We start from the raw sequence: 17,550 nt of genomic DNA, 5'->3' as shown, positions 1-17,550 counted from the left end.
TCCAGAGACCTCAACCGACCCGTCCGCACACTCCTCCAGTCATGACTTTGCCGGAGCCCTGCCACCCACCTGCTGGACCACGTAGCTGTCGAGGAAGCTCTTGGCGACGTCGAACCGCGTCACGAAGCCCGCACCGGAATGCTTCACGTTCCAGTCCCGGGCGATCCGCGTGGCGTAGTCCTCGTTCAGCACCGGATAGAAGATCGGCTGGTCAGGCAGCCTGGGCGGCCACGCCCGCCACCCCGACGCCTCCACCAGCGCCAGCTCCTTCGGCCCGGTCGGCCGCCACAACGTCACCGTCTCCATGCGCGCATCCTGACAGTGCGCCACGGTTCGTCACGACGAATCCGAGCGACCGCTACCCGCGCACGTGTTTCGCACGCGGAGAGCAACCGATCCGGGTGTGGCAGGATCGCGGGCGTGTACGAGGGCGCGCTGGAGATCCATCTGACCGTTGATTCCTGGGTCGCGGACCGTCTGGATGTGTTCGCAGGTGAGCGTGGGATCAAGGTGAGCAGGATCGAGCTGGATCACGGCGAGGTCCGTTCCCAGCCGATGCTGACGGTCGAACTGACCGGGTCGCTGGACGACGCCGAGCAGCGGGTTGCGCAGTTGCGTCGTGAGCTGGCCGCTGCGGGGTTGCGGGTCGTGCGTGTCAAGGTGGAGACCGCGCCCTGGAACCGCGACGTGCCGGTAGCCGACGAGCAAGCGCACGAGGACCTGTACTTCGAGCACCACGTCAAGGTCCGCCTCCCGGCCGGAGACGTGGCACGTCGCCTGGAGATCACGACCGTGGCTCGAGAGCACGATGCACGCGTCTCTCGCAACGCGCGACGCGTGTTGGACGACGGGTCCGAGGAACGGTTCGTGACCCAGCGCTGCTTCGGCGTCGGGCGCCAGGCGTCCCGCCCGAGGCTGGACGCGCTGGTGTCAGCACTCGACGAGCGAGAGTTCGAGGTGCTGGAGGTCGAGGAGGAGTACGTCGTGGTCGACGACAACCTCGGCTTGGACCCCGGCTGGATGGGCCGGCCCACGAAGCACGCCGGCCCGAGCTACAGCGACCTGATCGACGCGCGCGTCGCACGGGAGCTGTCCGACGAGCGCGACGACTTCCCGGACACGTTCGTGCCACTGGTGCCCTCGGCCGGCGTGAAGCAGCACGCTGTGTTCGAACCGGCCTTGAAGCAGTTCACCAACGCTTTCAAGACGGGACAGCCCGAGTTCGCCGACCCGATCCGCGCCGAGCGGTGGGCCCAGGCGCGCGCGGCCGTCCGGAACCATGTGCTCGACGCCATCGCACACTCACCATGGGCCTCGAACCTGGTCCTGCGGGGCAGCGCGACACTCCACGCCTGGCTGGGAGACACCGCCCGAGAGCCCGGAGACCTCGACTTCGTTGTCACGCCGCACACGACCGGCGCGAACAGCCCGCCGGCGCTGGCAATGCTGGACGGCTTGCAGGCGGCCCTGGCTGCCGACCCGGGCCCAAGGCTGCGCGCCGACGACGCCACCGGTGAGGACATCTGGACCTACGAGCGCGCAGAGGGACGCCGCCTGGTGATCCCCTACGACATGATGGCCGAGGGCGAATGGCCGGCCGCGACCATCCAGCTGGACTTCGTGTTCCAGGAGCCCCTCCTCGCTGACCCGGTGTCGGTGTCGCTGACGCCGTCCGGACCGCCGATGCTGGCCGCGTCCCCCGAACTCCAGCTCGCCTGGAAGATCCAGTGGCTGGTCACCGACATGTACCCGCAGGGCAAGGATCTGTACGACGCCGTCCGGCTCACCGACGTCGCTCACCTGCGCTGGTCACTGCTCCGCCAGGTCCTGGACGCTGCCGACGACGCTTGGGCTGCCGACTTCGACGCCGCGCGGGCCCTGGAACTGGACGTGGACTGGGACAACTTCCTGGCCGACCACCAGTGGGTGACCGGAGACCAAAGGGAGTGGGTCGAACGACTCGCCACCTACCTCGCCCGGATCCAGAGTGAAGAGCGATAGCAACCAGTGAAGGCACAGACCACGACAGGTAGCCGCTCGCGGTCGATACCAATGACGACAACGCTGCCCAATGGTGCATGGCGACGAGAAGGACTGCGAATGACTACAACGAGCGGCTGGGCATGCGCCACATGCGGCACGGCCCACACCGGACTCGCGATGGCGTTCGGGCCTCCTGCCCCCGACCCGTGGATGTCGGCCACCGACGCCGAGCGCGCCGCCGGAGAGCTCAACGCCGACACGTGCATCCTGCACGACGCCGACGGCACGACGAACCACTTCGTGCGCGGTCACATCGAGATCCCCGTCCACGACTCACCCGACGGACCGTTCTGCTGGTCGGTATGGGTCTCACTGAGCGAAGAGAACATGCTCAAACAAGCCGAACACTGGGACAGCCCAGCACGCGCCGACCTGGAGCCCATGTTCGCCTGGCTCAGCACCCCTCTTCCTTACGAACCCGCGACCGCGCCTCTGCCTACACGACTCCACACTCGCGAGCCCGGCGCTACCCCGTGGATCGACTTGGCACCAAACGCCCGGGTTGTCCCACAATCTGGCCACAGATAGATCGTCTTTCACCCACGTGCCCTGACCCGTCCGCACGCACGCCGAACACGACCGTGCTTTCGTCGACGACAGGCACCCGGCCGTGGAGGCAGTCACGAGTCCGCCGCCGACCAACTGGCGGAGTCGGCCAGCGCGGGCGCCGCGAGCAGGAGGGCGATCCCGGTCAAGGCCAGCCCGCCCAGCAACGTCACCACCCGTTGCGCCGTCGGTGAGCCGCTCAGGCCGAGCAGCCGGATCAACAGGATCGTCGACCCCCACCAGAGCATGGCCCCAAGGACCACGGTCGCGGCCAGGACCGCGACCCTGGGCCCGGCGTTCGCACCGGACCCGATGAACTGCGGAAGCACCGCCGCGAAGAACAGGAGCGCCTTCGGGTTGGTCACGTTGGTGACGAAGCCTCGTGCGAAGCCACGAGACCGGGAGTCCGGCTCGGCCTGCTCCTGGGGGACAGCCCGCCAGGTGGCCAGCATCGATATCCCCAGCCAGAGCAGTACCGCCGCGCCAAGCAGGCGAAGGACCGTCAGCACGCTGGGCACGGAGGCGAGCAGGCCGGCCAGCCCTGCGATCGCGATGCCGGCGTGCAGGCACAGGCCGGCGACGAGCCCGGCGGCGGTCATGAGCCCGCGCCTCGTGCTGTGCGTGGCGGACTGCATGACGAGCACGAAGTCGGGCCCGGGCACGGCGAGCGCAACGACGAGAGCGGCCGCGAACGTCAGCCAGGTCCCGAACGACATCATCGATCCTTCGTCTCGTTGTCTGGGTGGACCCACACAGTAAGGAAGGATTCGCTAGAATGCGATCATGGCCGAATCTGGACGTGCATACTCACGAAACACCGAACTGGATTCGGTCGACTGGGCCATCCTTGACATTCTCCAGGCCGATGCGACAACGCCGAACAAGGACATCGCCGCATCGGTCGGCGTGGCTCCGAGCACCTGCCTGGAACGGGTCCGCCGGATGCGCGAGAGCGGAGTGATCGCAGCGGTCCGGGCCCAGGTGGATCCCGCGCGCCTGGGCCGGGGCGAGCAGGCGTTCCTGGCGATCCAGGTGCGCCCCCACTCGCGGGAGACAGCCAACGACTTCGTACACAAGGCCCTGCAGCTGCCCGAGGTCCTGACCGTGTACAACGTGAGCGGCACGGAGGACTACCTCGTGCACGTCGCCGTACGCGACAGCACCGCGCTGCAGTCCCTGATCGTCGACCGCCTCCTGTCACTGCGGCAGGTGGCGCACTGCCGCACCCAGCTCATCTTCGGGGAGCCACTGACCTCGCCCGTACGCCGGATCACCCACCCGGAGCGGTAGCCAAAGGAGCGGCGATGACGAGTGCCGCCCGTCACCACACGGCCGAGTGCGGCACAGCGCGTGACGTGGGGTAGTATTTCGGTCGGCCCTCCGGGGTCGGAGACGGTAGTCTCGGGCTTGCTCGGGACCCGACGGGCTGTGGCGCAGCTTGGTAGCGCACCTGACTGGGGGTCAGGGGGTCGCAGGTTCAAATCCTGTCAGCCCGACGTCGTGATGTCTCAGGACATCGGAATGGCTCGAACCCACGAGATGCAGGTTCGAGCCATTCGTCGCTTCGGCAGTCGGCCGGCGATGCCTCAGAGCATGACATTCGATCCGACGCCCGACCTCACCCTGACACGCAGTAGAGCTGGGCAGGCCCTAGCCGACGCTGCCGGTCGCGGCCGCCGTGTCGAAGCGTCCCGGCTCCCCCGCGAGTTGCTGCACGGTCTCGAGCCAGGCGGCGCCGTGGACCGCAAGCCACTGCGACAGCGCCTCGGACCGCGTGGCGCCCCAGCGCTCCCCCGCCCTGTCGAGGACCGAGTCGATGAGGTCCAGCCGGAGCTTCGGATCGAGCCCGAGCCCTTCGAGGTCGTCGGCGAAGAGGTACTGGAAGTGGTGCGGGTGCTCGGCCGCGTAGCGGCTGTAGCGCTCGGACAGTTCCGCCGCCGACCCGCCGGCGGCTAGCGCCGCCACGAGGTCGTCGGCGCAGGAGCGATAGACCTCGGCCAGGAGCCGCTTCCGGTTGCCGAAGTAGGTGTAGACGCACATCGTCGAGCGGCCCGCGGCCTCCACGAGCCGGCGGACCGACAGGTCGCCGGAGCCTTCCCGCGCGATCAGGTCGCGCCCTCCGGTGACGAGCAGCTCGGCGACGGTCGGGGTCGACATGGTCAACTTCCGATCTCGATTCGTGGCGGGTCTTGACGGGCGTCCTCCTCAACTATAACGATCGTTATCGACATAACAAGCGTTATTGCCCCCAGGAGGTCTCACGTGCCCGAATCCGTACTCCGCAGCGAGCTACGCCTCGCCGCCGTCGCGGGATGGCTGAGCACAGCCGTCCTCCTCATGAACGCCGCCGAGGACTCCGGACTGCTGCCGGACGCCCCGTTCACGCAGCTGGTCGCCCCGCTTGCCCAGATCTTCGCGATCATCCTCGTCATCGGCCTCTACCTCGCCGCCCGCACCACGGGCGGAGGGCTGCTGCGCACCGGCTTCCTCGCCAACGTCGCCGCGCTCGCGGCGCTCACCGGTGTCGCGTTCGTGCTCAACCTCGTGTTCGCCCACCTCGAACGGCCCGCGATCGACGACCTGCTCGCCGGCCCGCTCGGGGCGGCACTCATCATTGTCTCGGTCCTGTTCATCGTCGCGAGCCTGACCTTCATCGCCGGCCTGTGGCGCGCCGGCGGGACTCCGCGGACCGCGCTTGCGCTCTACGCCGTCGCGGCGCTACCGATCGGGCTGCGCGCGTTCGTGCCCGAATTCGTGCTGCAGCTCGCGCTCGTGGTGCTCGCCGCCGCGCTCGCGTGGCTCGCGTTCGCGCTGTGGCGGCGTGCCGGTGATGCCATCGGGTAGCGGCTCGCGGCCGGCGGGACCGCCGTCACAGCTCCAGGCGGTAGGCGACCAGCAGGACGTCGGGCTTCTCGGGCGGGTTCCAGTCCCGTCCCGGGTCACGCCTGAAGCCCAGGCGTTCGTAGATGCGGTGCGCGGCACGCATCTGGGACTGACTGCACAGCACGACGGCGGTGCGCCCCGCCCGCCTCGCCCGGTCGAGGCAGGCGCGGGTCAGGGTCTCCCCCACGCCCCGCCGTCGTGCGCCGGGAGCGACGGCGAGCATGCGGATCTCCGCCTCGCCGTCGCGGGCGAGGTCCGACATCGGGCCCGGCCCCGGCACGTACGTGACGACTCCGAGCAGGCCGTCGCCACCGTCGCCGTCGCCGTCGCCCTCGACGGCGACGAGCACGTCGGCCACGGCCGCCCGCCCGGCGACGTCGCGCAGCCTGTTCAGGTACGGGTCGTCGTCGCCCTGGTCGAGGAATCCCTCACGGAGGTAGGCCTGCGCCGTGAGCTCCCCGAGCGCCTCGTGCTCGGCTGCCGCAGCGGGCCGGATCGTGAAGTCCACGCCCGCAGTGTCGCGCACGCGCCACACCCCCGCCAAGGGTTTCAGCGCCCGAAGGCGCGGGCGAAGAAGCCGGTCCGCGGCTCCTCCTCGTGCCCGCCGCAGCGCTGAGCCGCGGGGACGCCCCTCATGACGTCGTCGACGTGCTCGCCGCACCCGGCCCAGGTGGTCTTGCCGCAGGTGTTGCAGTCAACAGGCCGGCACATGTCGGTGGTGTTCCTCTTCGGTCGGGTGGGAGGTGGTCGATCTCGGGCTGCGTTTGTCGACGGGGAGCCGTCAGGCCAGGGAGAGGAACAGCTTCTCGAGTTCCTCGGTGGTCAGGCCTTCCTTGTTCTTCCCGGTCTCGGCGCACTCCTCCATCGCGGTGGCGACGATGACGAAGCCGGCGCGGTTGAGGGCGTGCGTGACCGCGGCAAGCTGGGTGACGGCGTCGCGGCAGGCGGCGTCGGACTCGACGGCGTCGATCAGGGCGTCGAGCTGGCCGCGGGCACGGCGCAGGCGGTGGAGGACGCGGCGGCGCGCGGCCTCGTCGGGGGTGCTCACGGCTTCGCGGACTGCTTCTGCTCCGCGAGCTTGGCGCGGACCTCGTCCATGTCCAGGCCCTCGACGGCGTCGATGACCTGGCCGAGCTGCGGGGCGCCCAGTGCGCCGGGCTGCGCGAACACGATGATCCCCTCGCGGAACGCCGCCAGGGTCGGAATCGAGCTGATCCCGAACCCCGCGGACAGCTCCCGCTCCGCTTCGGTGTCGATCTTGCCGAAGACGATCTCCGGGTGGTCCTCGGAAGCCTTCTCGAAGACAGGGGCGAACATGCGGCACGGCCCGCACCAGTCCGCCCAGAAGTCCAGCAGCACGATCTCGTTCTCGGCGACCGTCTGCTCCAGGTTGTCCTTGGTGATCTCACGGGTAGCCATGCCTCCACGGTATACCCCTGGGGGTATCCTGGGCGACCTGCCCCCGATCAGCGCACGCGCCTGCCCGGCACGATGCCCGCTCGCCCCTCCCACACGCCGTGCTCCGACAGCGGCCGGAACCGGAAGGTCGCGAACTCGCGGTGGAAGTCGCGGCGCCGCCGCTCGGCCATCGCGGCGGCGTGCCGGTCGGGGGCGACGACGGAGGACCGGCCGTGCACCATCTCCTCCATCTCGCGCACCGAGCGCCAGACGGAGAACGTCGAGATGGTCCGCACCGGCCGGAAGGCTGCCAGGGCGAGCGTCGTGCCGGGATGGTCGCGGACGAGCCGTTCCACCGGCTTGCCCCAGCGCAGGAACCGCGGGACCTCACCGAGTCGCATGCGTGCCACGGTGACGGCGACGACGGGCTCGTCCTGGTCCCAGGTCCCGGCGCGTGCGGGCAGGTCCGGCAGTGCGGCGAGCCGCGACCAGCGGCGCAGGAACTCGAGCCGCACGTGCCAGCCGCCCGCGAGGTGACGGCCCAGGGGGTCGCGGGCCAGAAACCGCTCGACGGCGTCCTCGTCCCGCCACTGCGCGAACATCGCGATCCGGCGCAGCTGCATGCGGTCCGGCGAGATCGTCGGCGCCCCGAGGCGCATGAGGGCCAGGCATTCCGCATGGTCCAGCCCCGCCGCCGTCGTGCCCGACGGCGGCCGCAGCAGCGCGCGGGCGGTCCGTGACGGCGGGAGTTCGGCCAGGTGGAAGGTGTGGACGGTCACCCGCCGGACCGCCGCCGCGAGATGGTCCGGCCCAGCCAGACGAGCGGATCGTAGCGCTGGTCCGCGACGCGCTCCTTCATCGGGATGAGCGCGTTGTCCGTGATCTTGATCCCCTCCGGGCACACATCGGTGCAGCACTTGGTGATGTTGCACAGGCCCAGACCGTGCTCGTCCTGCACCTCGGCGACCCGGTCGGCGACGTCGAGCGGGTGCATCTCGAGCTCGGCCACCCGCATCAGGTAGCGCGGGCCGGCGAACGCCTCCTTGTTCTCCTCGTGGTCGCGCACCACGTGGCAGGTGTCCTGGCACAGGTAGCACTCGATGCACTTGCGGAACTCCTGCGAGCGCTCGACGTCGACCTGCTGCATCCGGTACTCGCCCGGTCCGAGGTCGGGCGGCGGCGTGAACGACGGGATCTCGCGCGCCTTCGCGTAGTTGAACGACACGTCCGTCACCAGGTCACGGATCACCGGGAACGCGCGCATCGGTGTCACCGTGAGCACCTCACCGGGCTCGAACACGGACATGCGGGTCATGCACAGCAGGCGCGGGCGCCCGTTGATCTCCGCCGAGCACGACCCGCACTTGCCCGCCTTGCAGTTCCAGCGCACCGCGAGGTCGGGGGTCTGGGTGGCCTGCAGGCGGTGGAGGATGTCGAGCACCACCTCGCCCTCGTTGGCCTCGACGTCGAAGTCCTCCAGTGCGCCGCCGGCGGCGTCGCCGCGCCACACCCGCAGCCGTGCGGTGTACGTCATGCGGTTCCTCCCTGGGGGTGCGCGGTCAGCTCGGCCGCCGTGTAGTACTTCTCGAGTTCGGTGAGGTCGAACAGGGCGAGGAGGTCCTCGCGCATCGGCGCGCGCTCGGCCTGTCCGACGGCGACCCGCGGCACCACGGCGTCGTCCTGACCGTCGCGAACGCACGTGGTCAGCAGCGCCCGGTGGCGCCACTCCGGGTCGAGCCCCGGGTGGTCGGCACGCGTGTGACCGCCGCGGCTCTCGGTGCGCGTCAGGGCCGACGACGCGACCGCCTCCCCGACCATGAGCATGTTCCGCAGATCCAGCGCGAGGTGCCAGCCGGGGTTGTACTGCCGGTGGCCCTCGACCACGACGTCCCGCACCCGTCCCCGCAGCTCGCCGAGGTGTTCGAGCGCCTCGGCCATCTCGGTCTCGGTGCGGATGATGCCGACCAGGTCGTTCATCATCCGCTGCAGCTCGGCGTGCAGCGTGTACGGGTTCTCGCCGGTGCCGCGGGCCGCGGGCTCGAAGGGGGCGAGCGTCATCGCGGCGGCGTCGTCCACGGCTCCGCTCCGGGCGACCGGACGGCGGGCGACGGCGGCCACGTAGTCGGCCGCGCCGAGCCCCGCGCGGCGGCCGAACACCAGCAGGTCCGACAGCGAGTTGCCGCCGAGCCGGTTCGAGCCGTGCATCCCGCCGGCGCACTCCCCGGTCGCGAACAGGCCGGGCACGCGCGACTGCCCGGTGTCCGGGTCGACGTCGATCCCGCCCATCACGTAGTGGCACGTCGGGCCGACCTCCATGGGCTCGGCCGTGATGTCGACGTCGGCCAGCTCCTTGAACTGGTGGTACATCGACGGCAGGCGGCGCTTGATCTCCTCGGCGGGCATCCGGCTGGCGATGTCGAGGTAGACGCCGCCGTGCGGGGAGCCGCGCCCCTCCTTCACCTCGGTGTTGATGGCCCGGGCCACCTCGTCACGAGGCAGCAGGTCAGGCGTGCGGCGGTTGGTCTCCTGGTCGTCGTACCAGCGGTCCGCCTCGTCCTCGGTCTGGGCGTACTGGCCCTTGAACACGTCCGGGATGTAGCCGAACATGAACCGCTCGCCGTCGGCGTTCTTCAGGACGCCGCCGTCGCCGCGCACCCCCTCGGTCACGAGGATGCCCTTGACGCTGGGCGGCCAGACCATGCCGGTCGGGTGGAACTGGACGAACTCCATGTCGATGAGGTCGGCCCCGGCGCGCAGCGCGAGCGCGTGGCCGTCGCCCGTGTACTCCCACGAGTTCGACGTCACCTGGTACGACTTCCCGATCCCGCCCGTGGCCAGCACCACAGCGGGGGCCGAGAACTCGACGAACCTGCCCGACTCGCGCCAGTACCCGAACGCCCCGGCGACGGCGCCGTCGTCGTCCGTGAGCAGTTCCGTGACCGTGCACTCGGCGAACACGCGCAGCCGGGCCTCGTACTCGCCGGTCTGGGCGTGGTCGGCCTGCTGGAGTGCCACGATCCGCTGCTGCATCGTGCGGATGATCTCGAGCCCGGTGCGGTCGCCGACGTGAGCGAGCCGCGGGTAGGTGTGGCCGCCGAAGTTGCGCTGGCTGATCCGCCCGTCCGGCGTCCGGTCGAAGAGAGCGCCCCACGTCTCCAGCTCCCAGACGCGATCGGGCGCCTCCTTCGCGTGCAGCTCCGCCATCCGCCAGCTGTTGAGGAACTTGCCACCGCGCATGGTGTCGCGGAAGTGCACCTGCCACGAGTCGGTCTCGTACACGTTGCCCATCGCCGCGGCGCAGCCGCCCTCGGCCATGACGGTGTGCGCCTTGCCGAAGAGCGACTTGCAGACGACCGCCGTCCGCAACCCTCGTTCGCGTGCCGCGATCGCGGCCCGCAGGCCGGCACCACCTGCGCCGATGACGAGGACGTCGTACTCGTGGCGCTCGGTCTCGGTCACTACGTGACTCCTTCTCCGCCGGCCTCAGCCGACGAGTCGCAGATCGGTGATGGTCCCGCGCGCGACCAGCATCACGTACAGGTCGGTCGCCACGAGCGTGCCGAGCGTGATCCACGCGAACGTCGCGTGCCGGGTGTTGAGCGCGGAGATCCAGGTCCAGATCCGGTACCGCACCGGATGCTTCGAGAAGTGCGTGAGGCGCCCGCCCATCACGTGCCGGCACGAATGACACGACAGCGTGTAGCACCACAGCAGCACGACGTTCGCCAGCAGGACGAAGTTTCCGACGCCGACGACGAAGCCGTCCGTCGGGTGCCGGAAGGCGATGATCGCGTCGTAGGTGTTGACGAGCGAGATGATCACCGTGAGGTAGAAGAGGTACCGGTGGGCGTTCTGCAGGATCAGCGGGAAGCGCGTCTCCCCGGTGTACAGGGTGTGCGGCTCCGGCACCGCGCACGCCGCGGGGGAGATCCAGATCGACCGGTAGTACGCCTTGCGGTAGTAGTAGCAGGTCAGCCGGAAGATCAGCAGGAACGGCAGGCTCAGCGCGGCGTACGGGATCAGCGGATGGTCCGGGAGGAACATGCCGAAGTGCGCCGCTCCCGGTTCCGACGCGCACCCGAGCGACACGCACGGCGAGTAGAACGGCGTCAGGTAGCGCTCGTCCGCGAAGAAGTACTGCTGCTGGAATGCGCGGAATCCGCCGTACACGACGAACGTCAGCAGGCCGAGGGTGGTTGCCGCCGGAAGCAGCCACCACCGGTCCGTCCGCAGCGTCCGCGCGCCGACCTCGGCGCGCCCGGGAGCCTCGACCCCTCGCGCGACCGCCGTCACGACCGGTCGCCGTGGTAGCCGCCGAGACCTTCTTCGTCGACGTCGCTCCACATCGCGGAGTCGTCAGGGGTGTCGGGAACGTAGATGGTCTCCTGCGCCTCCGTGCCCGCCGGACGCTCGGGATGCGCCCCGGCGAACTCGCTCGCGTCGATCTCCAGCCGCTCCAGATCGTTCACCAGCCGGCGCACCTCGGGTCCGTCGCCGAAGGTGTCCCGCACCTCGGCCACGCTGCGGCGCAACTGCTCGATCGATCGACGAAGAGTCAAGTACTCGGTGGTCGTCATCCGCACCTCCTCGGGGAGGCACCTCACGCCGTCGTGAGGTGCATCACACCCGACTTTGCCGTGAACGTCCCGGGAAGGCAAGGGGACGCGTGGTCCGGGTGCGCGGGGATGCGCCACGATTCCCGCAGGGTTTCATCCGCCGCGCGGCTTGCGGATTGCCCGGCGACGCGATGTGGTGGGCCCGGGAAGGTCTACGACGGGCCACCAGCTCACGCAGGCCGATGCTCCCCACCGCATCACGGTTGGGTGACGGCATCGCTGTTCAGCCCTTCTGCAGATCCGGGGGCTCTAGATTCTCCCTCGTGGGTCATGGTTGGATCCTCGTGCTCAGCCTTGTTTCTGCAGCAGCGTTTCCGCCGCGGCGAGCACGTGTGGGTCATGTCGAGGAGTGTGAAGTCAGCTGAACTCGCCAGTTGCCGCGCCACCCTTGGTGCGCGAGCCGGACCTCCTCCCGCCCGAGCAGGTGCTCGACCCGCCGGCCTCGCCCCTCGCTCCGCCTGTGCCGAGCGCGCCGCCTCCGCGTGTGCTGAACACGATTCTCGAGACCAACCGAGCGGCATACTCGGATCTCGTGGACACGTACCGCGCCACCGCCGAGGCTCGCGCCGTCGATGCGCCCACACTCTTCGAACCCGTGCTGGCCGCAGCTCGAGAAAGGGGCGGCCGGGCAGCATCCGCGCTCGAGCTCGGGTGTGCCGACGGGGTCTTCACCTCATGGCTGGCACGAAAGGGCCTCACGGTCACTGCCGTCGAGTACTCGGCGCGGATGCGCTGTGCCACACGGCACCGCCTTCGCACCGACGGGGCGCCGCTCGAGCGGGTGAAGATGATCGGGCACGAGTTCCACAACGGCGGCGAGCCCTTGCCACCGCTGAGGGGCAGGGTCTTCGACGTCGTCGTCGCCATGGCGTTCGTGCATCTCTTCCCTGCCGGGACCGATCTGAAGGTGCTCCAGCAGATCGGAGGGCACCTCGCCCCAGGCGGCGTGGCTTTCCTGACCACGACGGTCGAGGAGGAGGACCGGCGCGGCTTCGAGCTCAAGGAAGGGCCGCACGGGTCCCGGGTCCGCTACCGCAGCCGGTACACGGCGACGAGATTCATCGAACTCGTGAACGCGGCCGGGCTCGAGGTCCGGGACAAGCAGTACCAGGTGGACCCGCGGATCAAGGGAAAGACCTGGCTGGACGTCATCGTCGGGCACCCGGACGACTCGCCACGGCCGGCGCCCTCTCGACCGGACTTCTCTCTACGGGAGCCCGCGATAGACGGCGGTGCGTAGCTCCTTCGCGTACGCCTCCAGCGCCGGCATGCCGAGATCGGCAGCCGCGCCGATCTCCGCCTCGACGTCGTAGGGCACGCGGACGAACTGAATCCCGAACGGTGCCGCCTCGCCGTTCTTGAGCTCGCCCTCGAGAATCACGTAGCTCGGGACGGGCTCGTCGAGCGGATTCCCCACGCTCCCGACGTTGAAGAGCGTGCGATCCTGCCGCGTCTTGACGTACGTCATATGGATGTCGCCGTACCCGACGACCGTCGGAACCATCCCCTGGCCGGTCATCTCGGTGTTCGCGAACATGCCCTCGAACTCTTCGCGCGTGTGCTGCTCGCGCACCCGGTGATGCGGGCTCCGGGCCGACGCATGGTAGAGCCGGATCAGCCGCCCGCTCATGACCAGCTCGTGGCTGAGCGGCAGCGTGCGAAGCCACTCCAGCTGGTCCTCCCGGACCTCGTCGCGCCACCAGCGCATCTCCGGGGCGTCGTCGTCGCCGATCGTGTGCAGGAAGTCGTCCCAGTTCCCGCGGATGTTGACGTCGCATTCCTTGTCGCAGCGGTCGACGACGTCCGCTCCTCGCGGGCCCTTGCCCACGAAGTCCCCGAGATTGATGATCCGCTCGATGCCCCGCGTGTCGATGTCGCGCAGCACTGCTTCGAGAGCCGTCAGGTTGCCGTGGACATCGGATATCAAGGCAATTCGATCTAAAGACACGCTCTGGATCGTGCCATACGTCAGTTCACGATGTCGCCCTCGTCCCCCCGGCTCAGCGCCGGGGGGCGGCGCGTCGCGACCACGTCGTACCCGACCGCCAGTGAAAGCGATCCCAGCACGTGCTGCAGAAGAGGCGGGTTCCACTCGTCGTCGCTCTCGTACTGCCGGACGCCGATGCCGATCCGTTCCACGCTCCGGCGGAAGAGGTGGAACTCGACATAGCCCTGCGCCTCGGGCGTACCCGGATCACGGACGGCGCCGCTGTACTGGACGGTGCTACCGAACACATGGATCCTCATCCTGCCACCCTCACCCTCGTTGACCTTGGCTGCGATCTGTTCCAGCCGCCGGTGAGCCGTGACGACCCGGTCGATGAATCCGGCGTCACGGTCGTAGTAGCGCTCGATGTTGGCCGCGATGGCCGGGCGCTCGACCAGCCACACCGGGTCGACCTTGATGACGTCGATATCGATGTCCCGCGCGACGGTCTTGGCGATGAGGTCCTCGTCATGAGCCAGCGCGGTCATCCCGAAACCGAAGACGACCACGCGTTCCGTCGCCGACTTCCAGATCTCCAGCGACGCGCTCTGATGCTCCCGGTCGGCGCTGACCCAGGCGATCCCTCGCAGCTTGCGGAGTTCCGCGGCGAGCCGCCCGCGCTCCCTGTCCGCCCGCTCACGCGCGGCCACGGTCTGGTCGTACACGTAGGCGACGGCGATCACGGCGAGCGCGACGGTCGTGCACCACACGATCGCGATCGACACCGCGGGTGGTACGACGTTCGGCACGAAGCTCAGTGCGAGGTTCGCCGCGGCGCCGAACGCCACGACCAGAAGGCTCCGCTGGGTCCATCGCATCCGGATCACCTCCGGCTCGTAGGCCTGGGTCCTCTTTTATCCAATGTATGGCAATGGATCGGTAACGTCGAGGAAAATCGGGCATGTCGGCGCCCATGGACAGCGCCGTCGCCCTCGCCGGGCAACACGAAGGGCCCCACAGGCTGTGGAACCCGTGGAGCCCTTCGCGATCCGCTGTCTCATTTTCGGATCCCGCCGGCACGAATGCCGGAAGTCTGCGGAAAGCATACAGGACCGACCAACCGGCGCAACGGACCGACCCGGTCAGTGCGCGCCGGGCTGACGACGAAGCTCGTCAAGGTGCTGATCGACATGGAGGACGCCGCAGCCGCGATGGAGCCCACGTGCCCCCGGCAGGTCGCCGAGCAGCTCGCCACCGAGCTTGCCGGGATCGAGGACAACATCGCGTGCCTGACCCGCAGCCGCGACACCATCCGCGAGTTCCTCACGCGCACCGAGCACGCGGCGCTGCTGAGCGAGGCGGCCGCGCGCTGACCGGACGAGAATCCGTTTCACATTCCGCGCCCCACCCCGCAGGATCGTCCTCGTGAAGCTCTTCTCTCCCACCACGCGCGACGACGCGATCGCGCTGGTCCAGTCCCACTCCCCCACGTTCCCCGTCGCCGGGCAGCGGGAGCTGTTCGGCGACTTCTCCCTGAACCGCCTGTTCGACCGCGGGGTGCGGCGCCCGGACCTGATCTGGGCGGTCCGGCCCACCGACACCGCGGACGACGACGGTGTGCGCGGGCTCGTCGCCGCCCGCCACCTGTCCGACGACGAAGGGCTGGTCGATCTGTTCGCCCTGCCCGGTGATCCCGCCGTCGTCGACGCACTGCTCGACGCGGCCACCGGCTGGGCCCGCTCCCACCCTGGCGTCGTCGAGGCGTCGTTCAGCGCGCCCGTCGCCCCCGATCCGCTCGTCGTCCCCGCGGTGCGGGACCTCGTCGACGCGTTCGCGCGGCACGGCTGGCAGGTGCTGGTCACGCGCCGGCACTACCACTTCGCCGCGCGCGCCGGGATGGGCGACGGCATCCCGCCGCTCGACCTCGAACCCGCCGGGGACCGCGATCGTGTCGAGGCGTTCGTCCAGCGGATGATGCCCGGATCCCTGGACGTGCGGGATCAGGCGAACGTCGCGGCCAAGGGCCTGGCGCGCGCGGCCGCCCACGAGACCGCCGACCTGCTCGGCGCCGACCCGATCGAGTGCTTCTGGTTCGCCGTCGAGGACGGGAAGGACGCGGGGCTCGTGGTGCGCCGGGCGATGCCGAACGGCAACGGATTCGTCTGCCAGGTCGGCGTCGCGGAGGACTTCCGCGGACGCGGCCTGGCGCGGCGACTCGTCGCGACGGCCACCGCGGACCTGCTCGCCGAAGGCGCCACTACCCTCATCGCCGACACCGACGACACGAACGTGCCCATGGTCCGCGCCTTCGCCGCCGCAGGCTGGGAACCCACGGAGTCCCGGATCGACCTGACACTCGGCTGAGGCCGGCCACCTGTCGAGTGGTCGGCCCGATGTCGAGAAGTCGGCCGCCCGAGGGACCGACCGCTCGGACATCCGACCGACCGCACCTACCGCGCAAGCGCGGGCACGCTCGCGACACATTCCGGTCGGACCACGCCGCCGTCCGGGCGGCCCCGACCGGGAGGCTCCCGATGCGACGAACCGTTCTCCTGCGAAGCATCCTGGGTGTGAGCGTGGCCGCCCTGCTCCTCGGCGGCTGCGCGCAGGCCGGCCCGGCCGGCGGGTCCGGCGGAGGCGACGAGCCCGAGTACCTGTGCCAGGGCACACCGATCCCCGGCACGGTGCTGTCCGACGGCACGAGCGCAGACCAGCTCGGCGACGAGGCCGCCACCGCCCTGGACACCCCCGACGCCGGCGACATCGACCCCCGGGAGTGGCTCATCCTCACGGAGACGAGCACCGAGGTCTACCTGGTCCGCGAGCTCCCCGAACCGCGCGACAGCGACGGCGAGCTGCGGACCCACGAGATCCTCGGGTTCGAGTGGCTCGACGAGACCGAACAGGGCTCGGAGGGCTGGCAGCTCTGGCGGGCCGGCGACTGCGCCCTGCGGTACGACATGGGCGGGCTCGGCGACGCGATCGTCGCGCTCGACCCGGACAACCCGCCGGACCCCGACGCCACGACGGTCGACCTGCTCGTGACCGAGATGGCATGCGCGAGCGGCAAGCCGGCCGACGGCCGGATCGAGGTCGACCACCTCGCCCAGGAGGAGGATCGCGTCGAGATCGTCCTCGGCATCCGCCCGCCGCCGGGCGAGGGGCAGGACTGCCCGTCCAACCCGCCGACGCCGTTCACCCTGGAGCTGGACGCGCCCCTCGGCGACCGGCCCGTCGTGGACATCGCAGTCCACCCGGAGCGCGAGCTGACGTAGGCAGGAGGACCACGCGGGCATTTCTGCCACGAGGCCGCCCGGATGCCATGCGGTCGACAATTGTCGGTGCGGGTCGGTCCGATGTCGAGAAGTCGGCCGCCCGAGGGACCGACCGCTCGGGCATCCGACCGACCGCTCGACACCGGACCGACCAGCCCGTGCCGGTCAGCGACGCACGCCCAGGTCGCGTAGCTCCAGGTCCGCCAGCCTGCGGATCACGTCCTCGTCGCCGGCGCGCCAGGCCGCGACCGGGTCGCCGGCGATCGCGGCGAGCTTCCGGACCGGCTGGCCGGCAAGAGCCCGGAGCGCGAACAGCTCCGTCAGCGCGGAGTCCCGCGCGCCGTCGCCTCCGGCCGAGAGCTGCCGGGCGGCCCGGCGAGCCGATCCCGCGCGCCGGATGAACCGGACACGCAGCGGCACATGGACGACGGCGACCAGCAGCACCGGGATCAGCACCACCGCCAGCCCGACCGCGAGCGCCAGCTGCTCGACGGTCTGCACCATCGACGCGCCGGCCGCGGCCAGGCCGTCGGCCTGGTTCGCCATTCCGCCGAACGGTGCGGTGAGGTCGTCGCCCACCAGGGGCACGCCGGCGATGCGGTCCTCGACGTCGCGTAGCTGTCCGGCGATGTCGCCGGCCGCGTCCTGCGTCGCCCGGCCGGGGGCGGCGAGTTCCAGCACGACCTCCTGGGCGCGGAGCCCGGCCCAGGTCCATGCTCCGATCCAGGTGAGGAAGAGGAGGTCGCCGAGGATCTGTCGGGCGCGGCGTGCGGGGGCGGCGGCGTAGAGGGTCATGGTGACATCGTTCCAGAATGTCCGGAACGCACGGCGGTCGCCACGCGTCCGGTGAGGTGCGCCCGGG

23 protein-coding genes and 1 tRNA gene are annotated in these 17,550 nt (G+C 70.1%); 9 read left to right on the top strand and 15 right to left on the bottom strand.

Features of this window, described 5'->3' with window-relative positions; genetic code table 11:
* Positions 1-39: 39 nt before the first annotated feature.
* On the bottom strand, positions 40-306 hold the full coding sequence (locus ACYVK5_RS08875; RefSeq protein WP_460703946.1) for a hypothetical protein: 267 nt from the start codon (positions 304-306) through the stop codon (positions 40-42).
* A 114-nt stretch (positions 307-420) separates the two neighbouring features.
* Here ACYVK5_RS08875 and ACYVK5_RS08870 point away from each other — a divergent pair, with 114 nt between their 5' ends.
* Together ACYVK5_RS08870 and ACYVK5_RS08865 are read left to right on the top strand one after the other, a co-directional pair.
* Positions 421-2,001: a nucleotidyl transferase AbiEii/AbiGii toxin family protein gene (locus ACYVK5_RS08870; protein WP_460703944.1), complete on the top strand. Its 1,581-nt coding sequence runs from the start codon at positions 421-423 to the stop codon at positions 1,999-2,001.
* Between the two features lie 51 nt (positions 2,002-2,052).
* Complete coding sequence (locus ACYVK5_RS08865) at positions 2,053-2,571, top strand: DUF2199 domain-containing protein (RefSeq protein ID WP_460703942.1); 519 nt, start codon at positions 2,053-2,055, stop codon at positions 2,569-2,571.
* 92 nt (positions 2,572-2,663) lie between these two features.
* On the opposite strand, the gene ACYVK5_RS08860 is transcribed toward ACYVK5_RS08865, so the two are convergent.
* Positions 2,664-3,305 (bottom strand): LysE family translocator, encoded by a 642-nt coding sequence (locus tag ACYVK5_RS08860; RefSeq protein WP_460703940.1) that lies wholly within the window; start codon positions 3,303-3,305, stop codon positions 2,664-2,666.
* Positions 3,306-3,372: 67 nt separating this feature from the next.
* Between ACYVK5_RS08860 and ACYVK5_RS08855 the strand changes: the two genes are divergently transcribed.
* Together ACYVK5_RS08855 and ACYVK5_RS08850 are read left to right on the top strand one after the other, a co-directional pair.
* The gene (locus tag ACYVK5_RS08855; RefSeq protein ID WP_460703938.1) at positions 3,373-3,879 is read left to right on the top strand and encodes an Lrp/AsnC family transcriptional regulator; all 507 of its coding nucleotides are present in this window, start codon (positions 3,373-3,375) and stop codon (positions 3,877-3,879) included.
* A 132-nt stretch (positions 3,880-4,011) separates the two neighbouring features.
* Positions 4,012-4,085, top strand: a tRNA-Pro gene (locus tag ACYVK5_RS08850).
* A gap of 154 nt (positions 4,086-4,239) precedes the next feature.
* Here the strand turns inward: ACYVK5_RS08850 and ACYVK5_RS08845 are convergent.
* Positions 4,240-4,746, bottom strand: a complete 507-nt coding sequence (locus tag ACYVK5_RS08845) for a TetR/AcrR family transcriptional regulator (RefSeq protein ID WP_460703936.1) — start codon at positions 4,744-4,746, stop codon at positions 4,240-4,242.
* A 105-nt stretch (positions 4,747-4,851) separates the two neighbouring features.
* Between ACYVK5_RS08845 and ACYVK5_RS08840 the strand changes: the two genes are divergently transcribed.
* Positions 4,852-5,433 (top strand): hypothetical protein, encoded by a 582-nt coding sequence (locus tag ACYVK5_RS08840; RefSeq protein WP_460703934.1) that lies wholly within the window; start codon positions 4,852-4,854, stop codon positions 5,431-5,433.
* A 25-nt stretch (positions 5,434-5,458) separates the two neighbouring features.
* Here ACYVK5_RS08840 and ACYVK5_RS08835 read toward each other — a convergent pair whose 3' ends face one another.
* The 9 genes from ACYVK5_RS08835 to ACYVK5_RS08795 form a co-directional block, all read right to left on the bottom strand.
* A complete protein-coding gene (locus tag ACYVK5_RS08835; RefSeq protein ID WP_460703932.1) occupies positions 5,459-5,998 on the bottom strand; it encodes a GNAT family N-acetyltransferase in 540 nt (179 codons plus the stop codon).
* Positions 5,999-6,021: 23 nt separating this feature from the next.
* Entirely contained in the window at positions 6,022-6,183 is a 162-nt protein-coding gene (locus ACYVK5_RS08830; RefSeq protein ID WP_460703930.1) for a hypothetical protein, read from the bottom strand.
* 70 nt (positions 6,184-6,253) lie between these two features.
* On the bottom strand, positions 6,254-6,520 hold the full coding sequence (locus tag ACYVK5_RS08825; RefSeq protein WP_460703928.1) for a metal-sensitive transcriptional regulator: 267 nt from the start codon (positions 6,518-6,520) through the stop codon (positions 6,254-6,256).
* Positions 6,517-6,891 carry a thioredoxin family protein gene (locus ACYVK5_RS08820; protein WP_460703926.1) on the bottom strand — a complete coding sequence of 125 codons (375 nt, stop codon included), beginning with the start codon at positions 6,889-6,891 and terminating at the stop codon, positions 6,517-6,519. Before ACYVK5_RS08820 ends, ACYVK5_RS08825 begins: the two co-directional genes overlap by 4 nt.
* A gap of 47 nt (positions 6,892-6,938) precedes the next feature.
* Complete coding sequence (locus ACYVK5_RS08815; protein ID WP_460703924.1) at positions 6,939-7,649, bottom strand: hypothetical protein; 711 nt, start codon at positions 7,647-7,649, stop codon at positions 6,939-6,941.
* Complete coding sequence (locus tag ACYVK5_RS08810) at positions 7,646-8,404, bottom strand: succinate dehydrogenase/fumarate reductase iron-sulfur subunit (protein ID WP_460703922.1); 759 nt, start codon at positions 8,402-8,404, stop codon at positions 7,646-7,648. The genes ACYVK5_RS08815 and ACYVK5_RS08810 overlap by 4 nt, the downstream gene beginning before the upstream one ends.
* Positions 8,401-10,329, bottom strand: coding sequence for a fumarate reductase/succinate dehydrogenase flavoprotein subunit (locus ACYVK5_RS08805; RefSeq protein ID WP_460703920.1), 1,929 nt, complete (start codon positions 10,327-10,329; stop codon positions 8,401-8,403). The genes ACYVK5_RS08810 and ACYVK5_RS08805 overlap by 4 nt, the downstream gene beginning before the upstream one ends.
* A 24-nt stretch (positions 10,330-10,353) precedes the next feature.
* The gene (locus ACYVK5_RS08800) at positions 10,354-11,163 is read right to left on the bottom strand and encodes a hypothetical protein (RefSeq protein ID WP_460703918.1); all 810 of its coding nucleotides are present in this window, start codon (positions 11,161-11,163) and stop codon (positions 10,354-10,356) included.
* Positions 11,160-11,447, bottom strand: coding sequence for a hypothetical protein (locus ACYVK5_RS08795; RefSeq protein ID WP_460703916.1), 288 nt, complete (start codon positions 11,445-11,447; stop codon positions 11,160-11,162). The genes ACYVK5_RS08800 and ACYVK5_RS08795 overlap by 4 nt, the downstream gene beginning before the upstream one ends.
* Positions 11,448-11,970: 523 nt before the next feature.
* On the opposite strand from ACYVK5_RS08795, the gene ACYVK5_RS08790 reads away from it, so the two are divergent.
* Entirely contained in the window at positions 11,971-12,726 is a 756-nt protein-coding gene (locus ACYVK5_RS08790) for a class I SAM-dependent methyltransferase (RefSeq protein WP_460703914.1), read from the top strand.
* On the opposite strand, the gene ACYVK5_RS08785 is transcribed toward ACYVK5_RS08790, so the two are convergent.
* The gene (locus tag ACYVK5_RS08785) at positions 12,694-13,413 is read right to left on the bottom strand and encodes a metallophosphoesterase family protein (RefSeq protein ID WP_460703912.1); all 720 of its coding nucleotides are present in this window, start codon (positions 13,411-13,413) and stop codon (positions 12,694-12,696) included. The genes ACYVK5_RS08790 and ACYVK5_RS08785 overlap by 33 nt on opposite strands.
* Positions 13,414-13,454: 41 nt before the next feature.
* Positions 13,455-14,291, bottom strand: coding sequence for a hypothetical protein (locus ACYVK5_RS08780; protein ID WP_460703910.1), 837 nt, complete (start codon positions 14,289-14,291; stop codon positions 13,455-13,457).
* Between the two features lie 267 nt (positions 14,292-14,558).
* Between ACYVK5_RS08780 and ACYVK5_RS08775 the strand changes: the two genes are divergently transcribed.
* The 3 genes from ACYVK5_RS08775 to ACYVK5_RS08765 all read left to right on the top strand — a co-directional run bounded on the left by ACYVK5_RS08775 (position 14,559) and on the right by ACYVK5_RS08765 (position 16,688).
* Complete coding sequence (locus tag ACYVK5_RS08775; RefSeq protein ID WP_460703908.1) at positions 14,559-14,786, top strand: MerR family transcriptional regulator; 228 nt, start codon at positions 14,559-14,561, stop codon at positions 14,784-14,786.
* Positions 14,787-14,838: 52 nt separating this feature from the next.
* Positions 14,839-15,777 carry a GNAT family N-acetyltransferase gene (locus ACYVK5_RS08770; RefSeq protein ID WP_460703906.1) on the top strand — a complete coding sequence of 313 codons (939 nt, stop codon included), beginning with the start codon at positions 14,839-14,841 and terminating at the stop codon, positions 15,775-15,777.
* A gap of 170 nt (positions 15,778-15,947) precedes the next feature.
* Entirely contained in the window at positions 15,948-16,688 is a 741-nt protein-coding gene (locus tag ACYVK5_RS08765) for a hypothetical protein (RefSeq protein WP_460703904.1), read from the top strand.
* A 165-nt stretch (positions 16,689-16,853) separates the two neighbouring features.
* On the opposite strand, the gene ACYVK5_RS08760 is transcribed toward ACYVK5_RS08765, so the two are convergent.
* Entirely contained in the window at positions 16,854-17,483 is a 630-nt protein-coding gene (locus tag ACYVK5_RS08760; RefSeq protein ID WP_460703903.1) for a hypothetical protein, read from the bottom strand.
* Positions 17,484-17,550: the final 67 nt, after the last annotated feature.

The sequence above is a fragment of the Myceligenerans halotolerans genome, from assembly GCF_054782975.1.
Note: the sequence above shows the minus strand (reverse complement) of the source record. Positions and strands in the feature narration are given on the sequence as shown.

Bases quoted from the DNA above. Each gene is read 5' to 3' on its own strand.
- ACYVK5_RS08875 (WP_460703946.1), bottom strand. From the start codon at position 306: ATGGAGACGGTGACGTTGTGGCGGCCGACCGGGCCGAAGGAGCTGGCG.
- ACYVK5_RS08865 (WP_460703942.1), top strand. From the start codon at position 2,053: ATGACGACAACGCTGCCCAATGGTGCATGGCGACGAGAAGGACTGCGA.
- ACYVK5_RS08860 (WP_460703940.1), bottom strand. From the start codon at position 3,305: ATGTCGTTCGGGACCTGGCTGACGTTCGCGGCCGCTCTCGTCGTTGCG.
- ACYVK5_RS08855 (WP_460703938.1), top strand. From the start codon at position 3,373: ATGGCCGAATCTGGACGTGCATACTCACGAAACACCGAACTGGATTCG.
- ACYVK5_RS08845 (WP_460703936.1), bottom strand. From the start codon at position 4,746: ATGTCGACCCCGACCGTCGCCGAGCTGCTCGTCACCGGAGGGCGCGAC.
- ACYVK5_RS08830 (WP_460703930.1), bottom strand. From the start codon at position 6,183: ATGTGCCGGCCTGTTGACTGCAACACCTGCGGCAAGACCACCTGGGCC.
- ACYVK5_RS08820 (WP_460703926.1), bottom strand. From the start codon at position 6,891: ATGGCTACCCGTGAGATCACCAAGGACAACCTGGAGCAGACGGTCGCC.
- ACYVK5_RS08810 (WP_460703922.1), bottom strand. From the start codon at position 8,404: ATGACGTACACCGCACGGCTGCGGGTGTGGCGCGGCGACGCCGCCGGC.
- ACYVK5_RS08795 (WP_460703916.1), bottom strand. From the start codon at position 11,447: ATGACGACCACCGAGTACTTGACTCTTCGTCGATCGATCGAGCAGTTG.
- ACYVK5_RS08780 (WP_460703910.1), bottom strand. From the start codon at position 14,291: ATGCGATGGACCCAGCGGAGCCTTCTGGTCGTGGCGTTCGGCGCCGCG.
- ACYVK5_RS08765 (WP_460703904.1), top strand. From the start codon at position 15,948: ATGCGACGAACCGTTCTCCTGCGAAGCATCCTGGGTGTGAGCGTGGCC.
- ACYVK5_RS08760 (WP_460703903.1), bottom strand. From the start codon at position 17,483: ATGACCCTCTACGCCGCCGCCCCCGCACGCCGCGCCCGACAGATCCTC.